At 63.3% G+C, this 18,012-nt stretch carries 18 protein-coding genes; 13 read left to right on the plus strand and 5 right to left on the minus strand.

The window, feature by feature from the left end; all coding sequences use genetic code 11:
- Positions 1-17: 17 nt before the first annotated feature.
- Positions 18-1,148: a VWA domain-containing protein gene (locus AC5E6W_RS07620; protein ID WP_491751675.1), complete on the minus strand. Its 1,131-nt coding sequence runs from the start codon at positions 1,146-1,148 to the stop codon at positions 18-20.
- Positions 1,149-1,167: 19 nt separating this feature from the next.
- The gene (locus AC5E6W_RS07625) at positions 1,168-2,133 is read right to left on the minus strand and encodes a VWA domain-containing protein (protein WP_491751676.1); all 966 of its coding nucleotides are present in this window, start codon (positions 2,131-2,133) and stop codon (positions 1,168-1,170) included.
- A 439-nt stretch (positions 2,134-2,572) separates the two neighbouring features.
- Between AC5E6W_RS07625 and AC5E6W_RS07630 the strand changes: the two genes are divergently transcribed.
- Both AC5E6W_RS07630 and AC5E6W_RS07635 read left to right on the plus strand, forming a co-directional pair.
- Positions 2,573-4,192, plus strand: a complete 1,620-nt coding sequence (locus AC5E6W_RS07630; protein WP_491751677.1) for a glycosyltransferase family 39 protein — start codon at positions 2,573-2,575, stop codon at positions 4,190-4,192.
- 112 nt (positions 4,193-4,304) lie between these two features.
- Complete coding sequence (locus AC5E6W_RS07635) at positions 4,305-5,981, plus strand: ArnT family glycosyltransferase (protein ID WP_491751678.1); 1,677 nt, start codon at positions 4,305-4,307, stop codon at positions 5,979-5,981.
- A gap of 166 nt (positions 5,982-6,147) precedes the next feature.
- Here AC5E6W_RS07635 and AC5E6W_RS07640 read toward each other — a convergent pair whose 3' ends face one another.
- The gene (locus tag AC5E6W_RS07640; RefSeq protein WP_491751679.1) at positions 6,148-7,848 is read right to left on the minus strand and encodes a hypothetical protein; all 1,701 of its coding nucleotides are present in this window, start codon (positions 7,846-7,848) and stop codon (positions 6,148-6,150) included.
- A 362-nt stretch (positions 7,849-8,210) separates the two neighbouring features.
- Here AC5E6W_RS07640 and AC5E6W_RS07645 point away from each other — a divergent pair, with 362 nt between their 5' ends.
- The 9 genes from AC5E6W_RS07645 (at position 8,211) to AC5E6W_RS07685 (ending at position 15,150) form a co-directional block, all read left to right on the plus strand.
- On the plus strand, positions 8,211-10,538 hold the full coding sequence (locus AC5E6W_RS07645) for a sodium-translocating pyrophosphatase (protein ID WP_491751680.1): 2,328 nt from the start codon (positions 8,211-8,213) through the stop codon (positions 10,536-10,538).
- Between the two features lie 217 nt (positions 10,539-10,755).
- Positions 10,756-11,409, plus strand: a complete 654-nt coding sequence (locus AC5E6W_RS07650; RefSeq protein ID WP_491751681.1) for a hypothetical protein — start codon at positions 10,756-10,758, stop codon at positions 11,407-11,409.
- Between the two features lie 259 nt (positions 11,410-11,668).
- On the plus strand, positions 11,669-11,917 hold the full coding sequence (locus AC5E6W_RS07655; protein ID WP_491751682.1) for a hypothetical protein: 249 nt from the start codon (positions 11,669-11,671) through the stop codon (positions 11,915-11,917).
- Between the two features lie 84 nt (positions 11,918-12,001).
- A complete protein-coding gene (locus tag AC5E6W_RS07660) occupies positions 12,002-12,196 on the plus strand; it encodes a type II toxin-antitoxin system RelE/ParE family toxin (RefSeq protein WP_491751763.1) in 195 nt (64 codons plus the stop codon).
- Positions 12,197-12,310: 114 nt separating this feature from the next.
- On the plus strand, positions 12,311-12,568 hold the full coding sequence (locus AC5E6W_RS07665) for a hypothetical protein (protein WP_491751683.1): 258 nt from the start codon (positions 12,311-12,313) through the stop codon (positions 12,566-12,568).
- Positions 12,568-12,858, plus strand: a complete 291-nt coding sequence (locus AC5E6W_RS07670) for a type II toxin-antitoxin system RelE/ParE family toxin (protein WP_491751684.1) — start codon at positions 12,568-12,570, stop codon at positions 12,856-12,858. The genes AC5E6W_RS07665 and AC5E6W_RS07670 overlap by 1 nt, the downstream gene beginning before the upstream one ends.
- A 21-nt stretch (positions 12,859-12,879) precedes the next feature.
- On the plus strand, positions 12,880-13,602 hold the full coding sequence (locus AC5E6W_RS07675) for a hypothetical protein (RefSeq protein ID WP_491751685.1): 723 nt from the start codon (positions 12,880-12,882) through the stop codon (positions 13,600-13,602).
- A gap of 124 nt (positions 13,603-13,726) precedes the next feature.
- Positions 13,727-14,842 carry a WD40/YVTN/BNR-like repeat-containing protein gene (locus AC5E6W_RS07680; protein ID WP_491751686.1) on the plus strand — a complete coding sequence of 372 codons (1,116 nt, stop codon included), beginning with the start codon at positions 13,727-13,729 and terminating at the stop codon, positions 14,840-14,842.
- Positions 14,843-14,844: 2 nt separating this feature from the next.
- Positions 14,845-15,150: a MoaD/ThiS family protein gene (locus AC5E6W_RS07685; RefSeq protein ID WP_491751687.1), complete on the plus strand. Its 306-nt coding sequence runs from the start codon at positions 14,845-14,847 to the stop codon at positions 15,148-15,150.
- Positions 15,151-15,344: 194 nt separating this feature from the next.
- On the opposite strand, the gene AC5E6W_RS07690 is transcribed toward AC5E6W_RS07685, so the two are convergent.
- Positions 15,345-15,971: a DinB family protein gene (locus tag AC5E6W_RS07690; RefSeq protein WP_491751688.1), complete on the minus strand. Its 627-nt coding sequence runs from the start codon at positions 15,969-15,971 to the stop codon at positions 15,345-15,347.
- A 125-nt stretch (positions 15,972-16,096) separates the two neighbouring features.
- Here AC5E6W_RS07690 and AC5E6W_RS07695 point away from each other — a divergent pair, with 125 nt between their 5' ends.
- Together AC5E6W_RS07695 and AC5E6W_RS07700 are read left to right on the plus strand one after the other, a co-directional pair.
- On the plus strand, positions 16,097-16,516 hold the full coding sequence (locus AC5E6W_RS07695) for a bleomycin resistance protein (protein WP_491751689.1): 420 nt from the start codon (positions 16,097-16,099) through the stop codon (positions 16,514-16,516).
- An 85-nt stretch (positions 16,517-16,601) separates the two neighbouring features.
- Complete coding sequence (locus tag AC5E6W_RS07700; protein ID WP_491751690.1) at positions 16,602-17,201, plus strand: peroxiredoxin family protein; 600 nt, start codon at positions 16,602-16,604, stop codon at positions 17,199-17,201.
- A 33-nt stretch (positions 17,202-17,234) separates the two neighbouring features.
- Here AC5E6W_RS07700 and AC5E6W_RS07705 read toward each other — a convergent pair whose 3' ends face one another.
- Complete coding sequence (locus AC5E6W_RS07705) at positions 17,235-18,008, minus strand: thiazole synthase (RefSeq protein ID WP_491751691.1); 774 nt, start codon at positions 18,006-18,008, stop codon at positions 17,235-17,237.
- Positions 18,009-18,012 lie beyond the last annotated feature (4 nt).

Here is an 18,012-nt window from a genome sequence, read left to right on the forward strand (position 1 = left end):
CACCTCGCCGCTCGTTCCTAATTGCCGCCCGGCGCCTGTCCACCCTCAGGCTTCGCCGTCTTCGGGAAGTACCCCGTCCGAGTCCTCACCTGCAGCCCATGGAAGCCCTTTTCCTTGGCCTCCACGTGGATCGTCCGGTATCCACCCAGTTCCGGCGCCTTCGTCGACCGATACGAGATCGTGTACTGCGACCGGATATCCTGCGCCACTTCGCGCGTGATGCCATCCACTTCCTTTAGCGACTTCGGGAAGTACGCCTGGCCACCCGTCTGCAGCGACAGCTCCGTCAGCACCTCGCGCGCATGCCGCGCCTCGCTCCGGCTCACATCCTCGCCAAACAGCAGCCCGATGCAGTAAATCGCCGGCCCGTCCAGGTCCTGCACCCGCCGAATCGTCGTCTCCAGCGACGCGCTCGACGCATTGTCCTCGCCGTCGGTCACGATCAGCAGCACCTGCTTCGGCCGCTTTGCATTCTTCGCCAGGTAATCGGCCGACGCGATCACCGCGTCATACAGCGCCGTTCCGCCCGTGCTCTTGATGAAGCTCAGCCCCTGCTGCAGCTTGCCCACATCGTTCGTAAAGTCCGTATCGAGGTAGGGCTCCGAGCTGAAATCCACCAGGAACGCCTCATCCTGAGGGTTCGAGAGCTTCACCAGGTCCAGCGACGCCGCATCCACTGACGACCGCTTGTCGTACATCGACCCCGAGCTGTCGATCAGCAGCCCCAGCGACACCGGCAGGTCCTCATGCCGGAAGCCGATGATGTTCTGCGGCACGCCGTCCTCGTATACGTGGAACGCATCCTGCGGGAGCGAGTCCACCGGCTGCCCGCTGGAGTCGATGACGCTGGCATTCAGCCGCACCTCGTACGCATTGGTGCGCAGCGTGAACTTGCCGTTCTCGCGCGTCACCTCGCCGGCAGCCGCTTGCGGTGCACCGGAAGGGGCCGCCGCAACTGGCGCATCACCCTCCGGCAGCGTCACCGGATCGCTGTCCACCGTCAGCGGCCTGCGCGTCGGCACGGTCTGCGAAGCTGGTGCCTTGGGCGCCTGCGCCTGGGCGTCCGACGCCACGCCCGCCGTCACAAACGAAAAAAACAGAACGGTGGCGAGAATCTCTCCCACCGGATGAAGCCGGCGTCGCAGCACGCGAACCGGCTTCCAGCTTTTACTGCGACGGTGCATAGTACCCCTCGCGATTGTGCACAGTAAGCACCGGAAGCCCGGGCGGAGGCAGCAATCGCACCTTCAATTTACGCCACGACGCATCGCGACGGCGGTCCGTAGGCGTGTATCCAATCACATACTCATTGCGCAGCTCCTCGCTGATGCGTTGCGCAATGTCTCCCAGGTCCTGAATGTCATAGACGGTGAAAAGCCGTCCCCCGGTACCCTCGCAGATCTCTTTCAGCAACACCGGCCCCAGCTGCTCTTCCTCCGTCGGAGCATAGGCATCGAAGATTCCGATCGAGTAAATCTGCACCTCACTCTCCCGAATCACGCGCTGCAACTCACCCTCCGTGTAGCGGCTGCGGTTGTCGCCACCGTCCGAGATCACCAGCAGCGCCTTCCGGTCGTACTTCGCGCTCCTCAGCTTATTGACGCCCAGATACATCGCGTCGATCAGCGCGGTGCGCTTCTCCGGATGCAGCATCACCATCCGCGCATCCACATCCTCTACCTCCGACGTGTAATCGACGATGATCGCCGGACGGTCATTGAACCCGACCACGAAGAACTCATCCTTTGGATTGCAGGTCCGCAGGAACTCGCTGAGCGCCTTCCGCGCTCGCAGGAACTTTGACTCCATCGAACCCGAAAGGTCGAACACAATCCCAATCGAGATCGGAGCATCCTCCGTCCCGAAGGTCTTGATCGTCTGCGGCATGTTGTTGTCGAAGACCTGGAAGTTGTCTCGCTCCAACCCGGTCACCAGGCGGTTCATCGGGTCCGTCACTGTCAGCGGCACGAGCACTAGGTTCACATTGACGCGCAGCGGAGCCCCGGGGTTGCCGGTCGCCCGAGCAGCAATGTTGCCGTCAACAATAGCCGGACGCGCATCCTTCGGAGGAGCCGGCGGTGGAGGCTGGTTCGTATGCACATCCCCCAGCGGATTCTCCTGCGCTCGCAGCATGGGAGCTGCCGCCAACACAGCCATCAGCAGCAAAACCCACCGACGCCGCTTACTCAAAGTCACCGAAGGAACGAGGAAAGATGGAACCCGACAAGCCGACCCCTGACGCAACATAGTGGCTCCCCACTGAGCCCGGCGCTCACTGGCTGGCAGATCCTGTAGCTCCCGATCCTGTAGCTCCCGGATCCATGCTCACGGCTTCGGAATGAGTCCCGAAGGAGCGCGCGGGTGAGCCTCAACGTACCACACTTCAACAACGTTTCCGAAGACGCGCGACCACCCAATTTCCCGTAGCGTGCCAACCCTGCCCTGATCATGCCGCCACCGGAATTGAGCAAGCCTCTCCACTGGAACTCCGTCCACCCAAACGCCGTCGTACGATGAGCACAGCCGAGACCCACTACCCATCTCTTTGCCCATTGAAACCCAATCCGCCCCCTTGAACCTCCGCCAGCGCGCGGCAACAGCCCTCGGCTACATCGCAAACTGGTGCGAGCAACACCCCGCCTGGCTCATCGCCGCGATTGTCATCCTCTACATCCCCGCCGTCCTCGACGCCTCGCGCCACAAACCTCTCTGGCATGACGAGCTCTACACCTACTTCCTCTCCAACTCTCCCACCCTTCACACCATGTGGGCCCAGTCCCGCGTCTTCGACCTCAACCCCCCGCTCATCTACTCCGCCACGCGTGCCTCGCTGCATCTCTTCGGCCAAAGCACACTAGCCACCCGCCTGCCCGAGATCGTCTCCTTCCTCGTCGCGCTGCTCGCTCTCTTCGCCTTCGTCCGCCGCCGCATGGGAGCGCTCTTCGCCTTCTTCGCCGTCACCATCGTGATGCAGAGCGACATCTTTCAGCTCGCCACCGAGGCCCGTCCCTACGCCCTGATGTACGCCGGCTTCCTCGTCGCTCTCCTCGCCTGGCAACGCGCGACCCAAGCCCCTCGCCCCACGTGGTCTCTCTTCGTCCTCCCCCTTGCAGTGGCGACGATGCTCCTAAGCCACGTCTTCTCCCTCGCTCCTCTAGCCGCACTCGTCGCCGCCGAGCTCTTCCGCTCCTTGCGTTCTCGTCGCCTCGACTGGCCCATCCTCCTGGGCCTCATACTCCCGCTCGCCCTCACCATCCTCTACACCCCGCTGCTCAGCAACCACGGCACAGCGCTCTATCCCGTCGCCTTCCAGCCCACCGGCGAGACCATCTTCGACACCTACATCCACTCTATCGACCGGGAGCTCATCGCGCTGCTCCTCACCTCCGTCGCTGTCCTCGCTCTACTCGGCGTCGCCCATCTTCGTGGCGCCCGTCCAGCCACCGGCCCGCGCTGGTTCTTCACCCAGCCCGAGTGGTTCGCCCTCGGAAGCGTCCTCGCGATCCCTCTGCTCCTGCTCGGCTATCTCGCGCTGAAGCAGGGAGCGTTCTTCATCCGCTACACAGGCATCGTCGTCTGGGCCGTCGCCGTACTCACGGCAGCACTACTAGGCCGCTGGACGATGAATCGCGAGACGGCCACACCTCAGCTCGATCCCCGCGCCGCGCTCCTCGGCTCGGTCATCGTGCTGCTCATGTCCGGACTGCCCTTCGTGATCCCGCAACAAATCGTCGCCCACGAACTCATCCCCACCCGCGCCAACATCGAGCCCATCCCCGAGCCCTGCCAGGCCTGCGCCCTCACCGCTCAGCGCGATGCAACGCTGCCCCTCGTCGACGCCAGCGGCCTCGCCTTCGTCGAGATGAATCATCGCGAAAACGACGCCACCCTCGCGCGCCTCTACTACCTCACCGACCGCGAAGCCAGCGCCAGCATCGCCCACGCCAACATCTTCGAGCGCATGCCAGAGGTCGTCCGCGCCTTCGCTCTTCACGGCCACAGCGAGCACTACGCCGCCTTCATCGCGCTGCACCCGCACTTCTTCGTCTTCGGTCAGCACGATTACCCCGAAGACTGGCTCATCCCCAAGCTCCTCGAAGACGGTGCCCACCTCCAGCTCATCCACACCACCCACGACGGCTACTGGCGCGACACCGAGCTCTATGAGGTCTGGCTCCCACGGAAGCCGTAGCGCTCTGCCACTGCCGCACCACAGCAATCTGGCTAAACTCAAAACTCCGGACTCCAAGCCCCAAACTCGATTCGCGTTTCTTTTCTGCGCCCCGAACTAAATCCCAACGCCCATGAGCCTCGCCACCCCATCCATGAAGAGCCCTACCGCAGTGGGGACCCACCAAGCCCGCCTCGGCGCGTGGCTCGGCACTGTCGCCGCATGGTGCGAAGCGCATCCCGGCTGGATGATCGGCCTCATCGTTGCACTCTACGTGCCTGCAGTGCTCGAACTCTCCCACCTCAAGCCCCTCTGGCACGACGAGCTCTACACCCTCTTCATCGCCCGCTCCACCACCGTCCGCGAGATGTGGGATCTCGCCCGCGTCTACGACCTCAACCCTCCGCTGCCCTTCCTGCTCACCCACGCCTGCTACCGCGTCTTCGGCGTCAACACGCTCGCCACGCGCCTGCCCGAGATGCTCGGCTTCCTCGCCGCGATCCTCTGCCTCTTCGCGATCGTGCGCCGCCGCCTGGGAGTCCTCTTTGGGCTCTTCGCGGCCTTGCTCCTCATGGCCAGCGTCAACTTCCCGCTCGCCGTCGAAGCCCGGCCCTATGGCCTGATGTTCGGCTTCTTTCTGGCCGCTATCCTCAGTTGGCAGCACGCCGCAGCGCCCGAAGCAAAACATCGCGCCTTCTGGACACTTGCCATCGCACTCTCGCTCTCCGGTCTGCTCCTCAGCCACGTCTTCGGCGTCGCCGCCACCGGCGCCCTCCTCGCAGCCGAGCTGACGCGTTCCCTCCAGCAGCGCCACATCGATCTCAGCATCGCCGCCGCGCTGCTTCTGCCCTTCGCCGTCACCCTCCTCTACGTCCCGCTCTTCGCCAACCACGGCGCGGCGATGTACCCGCTCGCCTTCCAGGTCAGCTTCACCAAAATCGCCCTGTTCTACCTCTACCTCACCACTTCCGAGACCGCGGTCGTCTTCCTCCTGCTTGCCGCGGTGGCGCTGCTGCTTGGCGCAGGCCAGTTCGGCTTCCACGTCCCCGCCCAAGGCCCACGCTGGTCCTTCAATCGCGCGGAGTGGCTTCTCATCTGGGCACTGCTGGCGCTTCCACTCGCGCTCATGCTGCTTCTCATGCACTCCCACGGTGCGTTCTTCCTACGCTACGGCGCCATCACGAGCTTCGCGTTGGAGATGGCCTTCGTCGCACTCATCGCCCGCCTCACCCTATCGATCTCCAGTGACGGCTGGCAGCCCGATCCCCGCGTAGCTCTGCTCGGGGCCATCGCAGCGATCGCCATCTCCGGCCTTCCCATGCAGCTCCTGCACTCCATCGCCGACGGAGCGATTCTCCCCACGCGAGCCCACTCCGAACCGAAACTCCAGCCCTGCGAAGCCTGCGCAAAGACCGCCGCGCTCGATCCCTCCATCCCGTTCGTCGCCGCCAGCGGCCTCACCTTCGTCGAGATGAACTACCGCGAGAGCGATGCCACCACCGCAAGGCTCTACTACCTCGTCGATCCCCAGGCCAGCAACCTCTACTCCCACGCCAACATCTTCGAGCGCATGCCGCAGATCACCGCCGCCTTCCACCTCCGCGGCCACAGCGAGCCCTACACAGCCTTCGTCGCGCAGCACAAGCACTTCTTCGTACTCGGCATGAAGAACTACCCCGAAGACTGGCTGCTACCCAAGCTCAAGGACGACGGTGCTGCCATCCACCTAGTCGGCTACATGCCCGGCGAGTACCACATCAGCTCTGAGCTCTACGAAGTCTCGCTGCACGGGAACTCCGCGACACACTAAGAAGACCTGATCGCGCCGCACGGATAAGGCCGCGATGGTGCTGGACGAAAGGTTCAGATCGCGCGGCACGAACGGCAGGTCACGGCTTCAGCCGTGACATAAAACCGCACAAACCGACGGGGCTTTAGCCCCTGAGGTACGTTCTTCGGCCCCTTGCGAGACTTTCCTACCACCCCCGCACATACTCGTCGTACATCCCGCTCGACCGCGCCAACCGATACTCCCGCCACTGCTCCGCAAACTCCGAACTCAGCAACAGCGTACCCAGCAAATCATCATGCCGGTCCTCCAACTCCTGGCAATGGACCGCCGCATCCTGGCACCGCGCCACCAGTACCGCCACAGGCTTCCACCGCGCGAGATCCCCCGCCTCCCGGCTCGTGATCGTCTGCAACAGCTCTCCCTGCTGTGCCGCCGACAACCGATGCCGCGCCGGCACCGGCCAGTCCCCCGTCTGCGGCCGCGCCGTCCGCAGCCACGCCGGCAGCAGCCACAGGTTGTTCATGCTCTGCGCCCACTGCAGGTGATAGCGCTCGATCGGCATCATCGCATCATCGACAGACGTCGTAAGGATCGCCACCGGCGTTCCCGGAGCCAGCGCCGTGAAGAAGCCAGGATCCGGTCGCGTGATCTGGAACGTATGGTCCGCGTCGAACCCCCGCGGCGTAAACCCAAAGCCCGCAAAGTGAATCGTCAGCACACCAGCCAGCACCACGAGCGCCGCAATCGCGATTGGCAGCACCACTGCAACATCCTCGTTCTCAACAACCACACCCTTCGCCGCCAGCCGCGCCGCACGCCGCGCACTCTTGCGCTCCGCAAGACTCAGCAGCTGCAGCACCACCGCACAACCGAAGAACGAAATCGCCGGTAGCTGCTGGTAGTACCACCCCGTGCCCTGCACGTAGTACGCCACCGTCGCCGCCAGCCCCGCAACACACAACATCGTGATCGCCGCCGCAAACCGCGACCCCTCCTTACGCTCGCGTGTCATCGACGCCAGCGCCATCGCCAGCAGCGCGTGCAGCCCGATCGCCTGCACAAAAAGCTCCACCAGTGTCAGATGGCCAATGGCCCAATACGTCATCAGGTTCAGCCGCACCGCGCTCGCAAAGTACAGCGGTGTCAGTCCGCGAATCGCGAGCAAATACACCGCACCCACCACGACAAGAATCCACGGCTCCAGCCTTCGCAACCATGCGCTTCGTGACCCAGGTGTCCCGGAAGACAGAAGAGCCCGCACCAGCAACACTGCCTCAATCACCCCCGGCACCAGCGCCAGCTGCACCTTCAGGCAAACTCCCAGCGCCGCCAGCAGCACCGCCGCAATCCGCAGCCCTCGCTTCGTCTCGGAACCGGATCCCTCCACGCTCCAAGCCGCTGCCACGAGCACATACGGCAGCAGCAACAGCGCCGTCAGCGCATCGCGCTGCCCAAAGTCCCGCGCCTCCACCGCACCGAAGATCACGACAAACCCGAACGCCAGCCACAGCCGCCCATTGCGGCTCGTCTTTCCGGTCGAAAGCTCCAGCGCGTTCAACGCCAGCCACGCAACCGCAGCATCCAGCACCACCACCAGCAGCTTCCCGACCAGGCTCGCCGCCACGCCGATATGCGCCGCAACCCACACGGGCAAGGCCGAAACCCACACAATCATCGGTGGGTTCGAGTCGAACACCTCCGGTCCATACAGCTGCGCGCCCCCCAGCCAGCGCTTCGCCATCAGCAGAAACCACAGCTGATCATGCCCCGCCGCAGGCGTCAGCGCCAGCAGCACGGTCATCATCACCGCGCCCGCCACAAGCAGCCAAAGCGCCCAGGAAAGATGGCGGCCCGCGCTCGAATTCACTCCGCTCTCTCGCTTCACTGTTTCAGTCTCCCCAACCGCCACACTCTCCCGTTGCATCGAGCTCCTGCGCGTGCCAGCATGGAAGCCCTCGATCCTGTCTGGAGACTACGCTGAGCAACAAGCTTCCCGTCGCCCACCACCTGCGAAGTCGCCGGAGTCTCTGAATCTCTGACGATTGCATCACCCTGCGCTGTGACACGCCGCACCTGCCTTTGCCTCTTCCGCGGTCTCCACTGTGCTTGATTGACCACCGAATGTGCGTGTGCTCTAATGCGCCCGGTCGATTCGAAGCCTATTTTTCGCTCGTCTGCGCGGGCTGCACGCCCGCAGACGTCCCAGTCAGAACAGCCTTCTCCATCACTCTCGGAGGAACTTCGTACATGCCCGTTGCAGCACTTTCCGCCTTCTTCATGGCCCTGCAGGACGCCCCCATCCCGGCCGCGCCCGCCACCGTCTCTTCCTCCGACAGCCTCTGGCTCTGGATCGCCCTCGGCGTAGGCGTCGTCGCCCTCGCCGCTGCGCTGCTGCTCGCCCGCTCGGTCATCGCCGGCGACACCGGCACACCGGAGATGCGCGTCATCTCGAACGCCATCCGCGAAGGCGCCGAAGCCTTCCTCGCCCGCCAGTACCGCACCATCGGCATCCTCGCCGTCGTGCTCGCGGTCATCGTCTTCATCGGCTATCACTCGTCGGCGCGCACCGCTCCATACGCCATCAAGACCGTCATCGCCTTCCTCGTCGGAGCGGTTTGCTCCGGACTCGCCGGTTTCACCGGCATGTACGTCTCGATCAGGGCAAACATCAGGACTGCCTCAGCCGCGCGGACCTCGCTCAACGGCGCGCTGCAGATGGCCCTCCGCGGTGGTGCCGTCACCGGCCTCGTCGTCGTGGCGCTCTCGCTCATCGGCGTCGGCGTGCTCTTCCTCGGCTTCGGCGGACTCACCGATCCCGTCGGCGTTCCCTACCAGCTCGTCGGCTTCGGCTTCGGAGCGTCGCTAGTCGCGCTCTTCGCCCAGCTCGGCGGAGGCATCTACACCAAGGCTGCCGACGTAGGCGCAGACCTCGTCGGCAAGGTGGAAGCCGGCATCCCCGAAGACGATCCCCGCAACCCCGCCGTCATCGCCGACCTCGTCGGTGACAACGTCGGCGACTGCGCCGGCCGCGGCGCGGACATCTTCGAGTCCACCGCCGCCGAAAACGTCGGCGCCATGATCCTCGGAGCCGCGCTCTATCCCGTCTTCGGCATCAAGGGCATCCTCTTCCCCCTGATCGTCCACGCGATCAACCTCGTCGCCTCCATCGTCGGCGTCGCAGTCGTCAAGACCAACGACACCGAGGACCCCATGGCCGCGCTCAATCGCGGCTTCTACGTCACCGCTGTGCTCGCACTCATCGGCTTCGCCGTCGCCGTCAAGCTCATGCTCTCCGGCGTCGACAATCCCGGCGCTCCGCTCGTTAACTGGGGATGGCTCATCGCCTGCGGCGCTGTTGGCCTCGCCACTGCCTTCCTCTTCGTCTGGATCACCCAGTACTACACCGAGAGCAAGTACCGCCCCGTGCAGTCCATCGCCGAGGCCTCGCTTACCGGCCCGGCCACCAACATCATCTCCGGCCTCGCGGTTGGCATGGAGACACCCGCACTCCCCGTCATCGTCATCGGCTCGGCGCTGCTGCTCAGCTACTACTTCGGCACCCAGGCGCTGCATGGCTTCACCAACGTCAGCGACTACGCCAAGGGAATCTATGGAACGGCTATAGCGACCATGGGGATGCTATCGTGCGCCGCCTACATCCTCGCCATGGATACCTTCGGCCCCATCACCGACAACGCCGGTGGCATCGTCGAAATGTCCGAGCAGCCCGACTCCGTCCGCGACCGCACCGACAAGCTGGACTCCGCCGGCAACACCACCAAGGCGCTGACCAAGGGCTATGCCATCGGCTCCGCTTCGCTCGCAGCGTTCCTGCTCTTCTCCGCCTATCTCGAAGAGGTCCATTCGCTGGTCATCGCCAAGGTAGACGCGGCCAACGCCGCTGGCATGCAGGGTATCGTGCCTCCCGGCTGGTCCTTCACCAACATCAACCTCGCCGAGATCCCCGTCTTCGTCGGCGCTCTCCTGGGAGCGATGCTGACCTACCTCTTCAGCTCGCTCGCCATCAAGGCCGTAGGCCGCACCGCGCAGATGGTCGTCAAGGATGTCCGCGACCAGTTCAAGGAAAACCCCGGCATCATGGCCGGAACCAGCAAGCCTGATTACGCTCGCTGCGTCTCCATCGTCACCGGCGCGGCACTCAAGGAGATGGTCCTCCCCGGCGTCCTCGCCGTAGGCCTGCCAGTCGCAGTCGGCCTCATCTTCCGCAACTTCAGCTCCGTCTACAGCGCCGGCACCGGCGCTCCCGTCCCCACCATCAACGGCATCCCCGTCAACCTCGGCGGAGCACAAGCGGTCGCCGGCCTCCTCATGGTCGGCACCATCTCCGGCATCCTCCTCGCCATGCTGATGAACAACGGCGGCGGAGCCTGGGACAACGCCAAGAAGTGGATCGAGTCCGGCCAGTACGGCGGCAAAAAATCCGACGCCCACAAGGCGGCCGTAGTCGGCGACACCGTAGGCGACCCCTTCAAAGACACCGCTGGCCCGTCGCTGCACGTGCTCATCAAGCTACTCGCAACCATCACCCTGGTCCTCGCACCGCTCTTCCTCTAAGACCAATAGGTGACAACAGGAGTCGCAAACTCAACCGAGATTGCGGCTCCTGCTATTTCTGGGATAGCTTCCTTTGCATGCGGAGACGAGTTTAGCAGGAGGCATCCCCATGCCGAACAAAACTGATGCATCCCTTCCTAACCCGATTGATCCCACACCTTCACACGAGCCAACTAACCTGTCGTCCGCTCCCTCGCGCTCAGTGTGGGAACACCCCATGACCCTTCTGCTCCTTGGATTTCTCCTAACTGGGGTGCTCGGAACGTTAATTTCGGCAAAAGTTCAATCGCGTGCAGCGGAGACTGAGCGCGAGCGCCACAAATTGGAACTGGAGCGCGACCAGGAAACCCGCCACTATGAATCGAGTACCAAAGCACTCGTCGATTTCTCAAACGCGTTATACGTGCGCTATGTGAGAGCCGGAATGCTGAAGTCGGCATTGTCTCGCGGAGCGCCCGTTGCAGAAGTACGACATAGGAAGGAACTGTACGATGAGGCACTTGTCCAACAGGAAACTACAGTTCTGAGTAGCCACCTCCTGATCCGAGAAGCGCTCAAGGAGCAAGACTACGATTATTGGGAGAGCCACTACCAAAATGCATTGAAGCCACGGCTCAGCGATCTAGATAAGAAGCTGACGACTGTAACAGACGCCTATCTCAGCCGCCCGAAAAAGGGCATTCAACTCTTCAATAAAGATTCTGCCTCCATAGACGAGCTTTATGCAGAGGTGAGAGTTTGCGATTCTGCAATAGTCAACGCCGTATTCCGTTCACTAAGTTCGAAAGAATATCTGAGCGGAGATAAGGTTATCGATACGCAACAAAAGGCCAAGGATGATGTTATCGCTCAGTGCCCTATCGAAAGATAGGGGGACGGATTCTCCAACCGGATCTAATCGCTCGACCGGGAGCCCCACTATGTCCTCCATCCGCCTCCTCGTCGGCACGAAAAAAGGCGACTTCGTCCTCACCTCCGACGGCAAGCGCAGCGACTGGACCATCTCCGCCCCTACTTCCCCGCGGGCGACTTTGTCCGCTGGGGTGGAAAGGGAATCTGCGTATCAGCCGCGCCCACTCCTCCCTTAGCAACCACACCACCACCCGGTACCCTCGAATCAGGAGGATTCCATGGCCGCACCCCTGACAAACTTCGAAGAATATGCCTCGAACCTCATCGCCTCCGGCGAATTTGCCAGCAGGCAGGAGGTTCTTGAAGCCGCCATGGATGCCCTCCGTCGAGAGCGCGTCCACGACGCCGCCTTCGACGAGGAGTGCCTCCACGCGATGGAAGAATCCGAATCGAGCGAGGTGCTGGAAGGGGACCTCGTCGCGGACGTGAGAAGTCACTTCGGACTTTCATCGGCTTCAGGGCACTGATGCCCCGCATCCGCTATACCGCACTCGCGAAAGCAGACCTCATCGAAATCACGACATAACCCTCGCGACCTGGGGCGAATCGCAATACGTCCGCTATCTGGACAGCCTGGACCGAGCGCTCTCCCTGCTCATGCATCACCCGCGCATCGGGCGTACTTACAGCCACCACATCCCAACTGGCGTCGGCTCCCGCACGGAAGCCACGTGATTCTCTACTCCCTGGACGAGCGTGGAGTGACCATCCGCCGCATCCTGCACAAACATCAGGATGCTCGATGAACCGTGTCGCATCAGCCCGGAGTACCCTGGCATGCCCGAGAGACGTCCCCTGAACTCCCCGGCTCATCTTGGCATTCCTCTCACTCGGGACTACGCTCGAACCAGGAGGACAACATGGCCTCATCCAGCACCGATCTCTCCACCGAGCTCGAATCCCTCGCTGCCCCCTACATCGCCAGCGGCGAGTTCACCAACGTGACCGAAGTCCTCCACGCCGCCATTGACGCCCTCCGCGAAGAGCTTCGCCAAAAGGCCTACGACGCGGCATGCCTGCGCGCGGCCGAGGAAGGCGAAGCCAGTGGCATCGCCGAAGGCGATCCTTTCGAACTGATTCGGCAGGAGCTTGGACTGAGGTCGAGGAAAACTGCCTGATGCCTTCCGTCCGCTACTCCAGCAGAGCATTAGCAGACCTGAGAGAGATCGGAACCTTCATCTTCCAGACATGGGGCGAATCCCAGGCCGAGCACTATCTGGAGTTGCTCGAAGACGTATGCGCTCTCATCGGAGAATTCCCTCGAATCGGAAGAGCCTATCCCGGTAGTCCGCCCAACTGGCGACGCCTGGAGCATGAGAGCCACGTAATCCTGTACTCCACCTCTCGGTCCTTCACCACGATTCAACGCATCCAGCATAAGAACCGGCTTCTGCCGCCTCCCCAGTAAATTCGCCGAGCCCTCGCCCCCATGGACCCACTCCGCACCACGCTCAAGCACCTCGCCGATCTACACGGCCCGCAGTCGCTCCCACCATCCCAGGGCCCATTCGAGCTCGTGCTCTGGGAGAACGCCTGCTACCTCACCACCGAAGAGAATCGCCTCGAGGTCTTCCTTGCGCTTCGCGACCTGACGACCATCTCCCCCAACCGCATCGATCCCCACCGCATCGCCGCTGCCACCGACGACGAGCTGATGCCCCTCGCCATCCTCGGCGGCAAGCAGCCCCAGACCCGCATCTTCCGCTGGCATGAGATTGCGCAGATCACCCTCGACGACTTCGGCGGCAATCTCGACACCATCCTCACGCTGCCCTTCGACGACGCGCGCACCGCGCTCCAGCAGTTCCCCAACATTCGCGGTACTGGCGCGGAGAAGATCCTCCTCTTCTGCGGCATCGCCCAGGGCCTTCCCGTCGAATCCAACGGCCTCCGCGTCCTCGTCCGTCTCGGCTGGGGATACCCCATGCGCGACTACGTCGCCATGTACCGCGAGGTCCAGTCCAACCTCGCAGGCACGCTCGACGCCCTCCCCAGCGACGTCGCAGAGCTGCAGCAGGCCTATCTGCTGCTCAAGCTCCACGGCCAGCAGATCTGCACCGACAAGGAACCCAGCTGCAGCGCGTGCCCGCTCGAAAGCCTCTGCTACTACCCGAAGGAGCTGCAGGAACAGCGGCGCAGCACAGACGCGTAACGCAATCGCTGTTTCCTCGCGCGACTGCGATCAAGACAGCCGTGCGGGCCGGCAAGAAATCCCCTTTCCAGTAACCCACAGCTTCGCTACACTTCTCCCGACTTCACACACCCGGGAGCCCACCATGTCCTCCATCCGCCTGTTAGTCGGCACAAAGAAAGGCGCCTTCGTCCTCACCGCTGACGGCAAGCGCAGCGACTGGACCATCTCGCAGCCCCACTTCCCCGGCTGGGAGCTCTACCACCTCAAGGGATCGCCGGTGAACCCCGACCGTATCTACGCCTCGCAGACCTCCGGCTGGTTCGGCCAGGTCATGCAGCGCTCTGACGACGGCGGCGAGACCTGGTCCCCGATCTCCAACAAGCTCCTCTACGACGGCGTCCCCGGCACCCACCAGTGGTACGACGGCACGCCCCACCCCTGGGAGTTCAAGCGCGTCTGGCACCTCGAGCCCTCGCTCACCGACCCCGACACCGTACTCGCCGGAGCCGAAGACGCCGCGCTCTTCAAGTCCACCGACGGCGGCGAATCCTGGACCGAGCTCTCCGGCCTCCGCACCAACGCCACAGCCGCTGGCTGGACGCCCGGCGCCGGCGGCATGTGCCTCCACACCGTCATCCTCGATAAGGCCAACCCCGACCGCATCGTTATCGCCATCTCCGCGGCCGGCGCGTTTCGATCAGACGACGCCGGCGCTACCTGGAAGCCTATCAACAGGGGCCTGCGCTCGAATCACATTCCCGATCCCAATGCCGAGATCGGTCACTGCGTCCACCACATCGCGATGAACCCGGCCAAACCCGACACCCTCTTCATGCAGAAGCATTGGCACGTCATGCGCTCCGATGACGCCGGCGACAACTGGACGAAGGTCTCCGGCAATCTGCCCACCGACTTCGGCTTCGTCATCGACACCCATGCCCACGAGCCCGAAACCGTCTTCGTCGTCCCCATCAAATCCGACTCCGAGCACTTCCCGCTCGACGGCAAGCTGCAAGTCTTCCGCTCCAAATCCGGCGGCAACGAGTGGGAGCCCCTGAGCCGCGGCCTGCCCCAGCAGAACTGCTACGTCAACGTCCTCCGCGACGCCATGGCCGTCGACACGCTGGACGATTGCGGCGTCTACTTCGGCACCACCGGAGGCCAGGTCTACGGCTCTCCCGACGGCGGCGAGACCTGGAACGCCATCGCCGAAAATCTCCCCGGAGTCCTCTCCGTCGAAGTCCAGACGCTCGACTGACGATGCCATCGATCCGCGTCGAGCTCCCGCTCCATCTCCGCCGCCTCGCCACCATCACCGGCTACGAGACCACCATCGACGTCGAAGCTCCCGTCACGATCAGCCGCACGCTCGACGCCCTCGAAGCCCGCTACCCCATGCTCGAAGGCACCATCCGCGACCACGTCACCCGCGAACGCCGCGCCTTCCTCCGCTTCTTCGTCTGCGAGGAAGACTGGTCCCACCACCGCAACGACGACACCCTACCCGCCGCCATCCTCGAAGCCTGCGAGCCCCTCATCATCCTCGGAGCCATCGCCGGCGGCTGATGCCAGTCACCGCATCACAAACCAACAAACGCAGTGGCCGCAAAGTACGCAACGGACCGCAGCGAATCCACGCCGCGCCACCCTGCGTACTCCGCAAACACCGCGTTCGTCGTTCCCTCATTCAAAGCCGCAACGCTTCCGTTGCGCACCTTGGTGTGCGTCCTTCGCGCCGCTACGTTCGCTTGTCGCCGTCCTTACTTCGGCTGCGGCGCACTCGAAGGCGGAATCAACCCATTCATCCGCAGGTACGTCACCATCTGCCCGTAATGGTCATACCCATGCGCCACGCCGAAGGTCGCCAGCGTCGCCCGCGTATTCATCCCATCCACCGGCTTGATCGCCAGGAACGCATTCTCCGCCGTGATCGTCGCAATCGCCTTGTGTGCAAACGCGAACGAATCCTCCAACGCCTTCACGGCAACTTCCTTCGAGACCGCCGGGCTCTTCTCCATCGCCTGCAACGCCTTCATGTCCACATCGGGCTTCTCGCCACTCACAGACATGTAGAAGTAGAAGTTCGCCTCGGCCACATGCACCACCTGCTGCCCAAACGACCGCACCGTCGCAAACTCCGTCTTCTGCGAGCTCGCGAAGATCGCCTGGCTCGGCGCGAAGTTATAGTTCGCAGCCGGCATCGCCTTCGCCAGCGGCACGATGTCGTGCTCCAGCAACCCAAGTTCCCGCTGGATCGCCGCCGCCGGGTTCACCGCCGAACCAATCTCGGGCGCCTTCATCTCCATGCCGCCCATCTGGGCCGTCGCAGACATCGTCAACATCGCGCCCATCAGCGCCGTACAACAACCAAGCTTCCAGCTACGCATCGTCTTCTCCTTCAATTGGCAGGGCTTCAAAGCGAATCCAGCCTATCAGAGCCGCACGTCACTGCAAGCCTACCCGTCGGCCCGGCGTAGAATTTCCGCGAAGCCGTTTCCGCCCCAAGCCGACCATGCCCAGCGACGAAAACATCCTCCAGATCACACCCTTCATGCACGTCCCGCTCTCAGACTTCGAGCGCACCATCGCCTTCTTCCGCGACCTGCTCGGCTTCAAGGTCTTGATCCACGACGCCGACTACGCTTACGTCCAGCGCGGCCCCGCCGGCATGCGCATCTGGGGCCGCCGCAACGACGACCCCGAAGCCCCGCCCCACGGCATCCGCAACTTCCGCTACTACATCGACGTGAAGGATGTTGAAGCCATCTATCAGGAACTCAAGCCAAAGCTCGACGCCTTACCACCCGGCGACGTCCACGGCCCCGCCGACAAAGCCTATGGCCAGCGCGAACTCCTCATCCGCACTCCCGATGGCGATCTCCTCTGCTTCGGTCAGGAGATCAAACGAAGCGGATCTCTGACAAGAGATTGATCCCCGGCGCCGGAGGAGTCTTGTAACTTCAGCTCTCATTTCGAGTCTCATCGAAACAAGACACGCATCTTGCCAGGAGAGCATCATGAACAGCCCCGTGCACCGCCGCCGCCGGATCACCGCCCGGATTCGCCACACCCTCTTCACTGCAGCCGCGCTTCTCCCCTGGTTCGGGAGTGGCTTAGCTTCTATCGCCCAGACGCCTGCGATAGGCGCGAAGGCTCCGGACTTCGCCCTCTCCACGCCCACCGGAAACCCCATCCGGCTCAGCAAGCTGGAGCCCAGGGGAACCACCATCCTCGTCATCCTGCGCGGATTTCCCGGCTACCAGTGCCCGTACTGCGTCAAGCAGGTGCATGACTTCGCGTTGCACAGCGCCGACTTCGCCGCCAGGAAGACAACTGTGCTGTTGGTCTATCCCGGGCCGCCCACGGAGCTCGATCAGCGCGCAAAGGAGTTCCTCGCCAAACAGGCTGACCTGCCCTCGAACATCCAGCTAGTCATCGACCCCGACTACGCCGTCACAAACCTCTACGGCCTCCGCTGGGACGCGCCGCATGAGACCGCTTACCCCTCAACCTTCATCCTCGACACCCACGGCAAGGTGCTCTTCGAGAAGATCAGCCACGAACACGGAGACCGAACCACCGCCACCGACCTGCTCGCGGAAATCACGACCAGGTAGACGAGGACTTGGGCTGGCCTGCGCGGACAGCCCTTACTTCGAAATCCCCTCCAGCGGCGAACTCGCCGTAGCATACAGCTTCTTCGGCATCCGTCCCGCCAGGAACGCTTCCCGCCCTGCCTCGGTCCCCTTCTTCATCGCGCTCGACATCAGCACCGGGTCCTTCGCGCCCGCCATCGCCGTATTCAGCAGCACCGCATCGAAGCCCAGCTCCATCGCCAGCGCCGCGTCGCTCGCCGTACCGAGGCCCGCATCCACCACCAGCGGCACCTCCGTAATCAGCTCGCGCATCATGCGCAGCGTGTAGGTATTCGCAATGCCCAGGCCCGTGCCAATCGGCGCACCAAGCGGCATCACAGCAGCCGCACCGACATCAATCAGCCGCTTCGCGAACACGATGTCATCCGTCGTGTACGGCAGCACGGTAAAGCCTTCCTTCACCAGCACCCGGGTCGCCTCCACGGTCGCCTGCACGTCGGGATACAAGGTCGCTTGATCCCCGATGACCTCGATCTTCACCCAGTCGCTCAGCCCCACCTCACGCGCCAGCCGCGCCGCGCGGATCGCCTCTTCCGCCGTGTAGCAGCCCGCAGTATTCGGCAGCAGAAAATACTTCTTCGGATCGATGTAATCGAGTAACGATTCCTTCGAACGGTCGAGGTTCACCCGCCGCACCGCCACGGTCACCATCTCCGCGCCCGAGGCCTCAATCGCCGCCTTGGTCTCCGGCCCATCCTTGTACTTTCCCGTCCCCACAATTAGCCGCGACCGGAAGGCCCGTCCCGCAATAATGAGTTCCTTATCCATCTCT

This window comes from Bryocella sp., assembly GCF_058498515.1.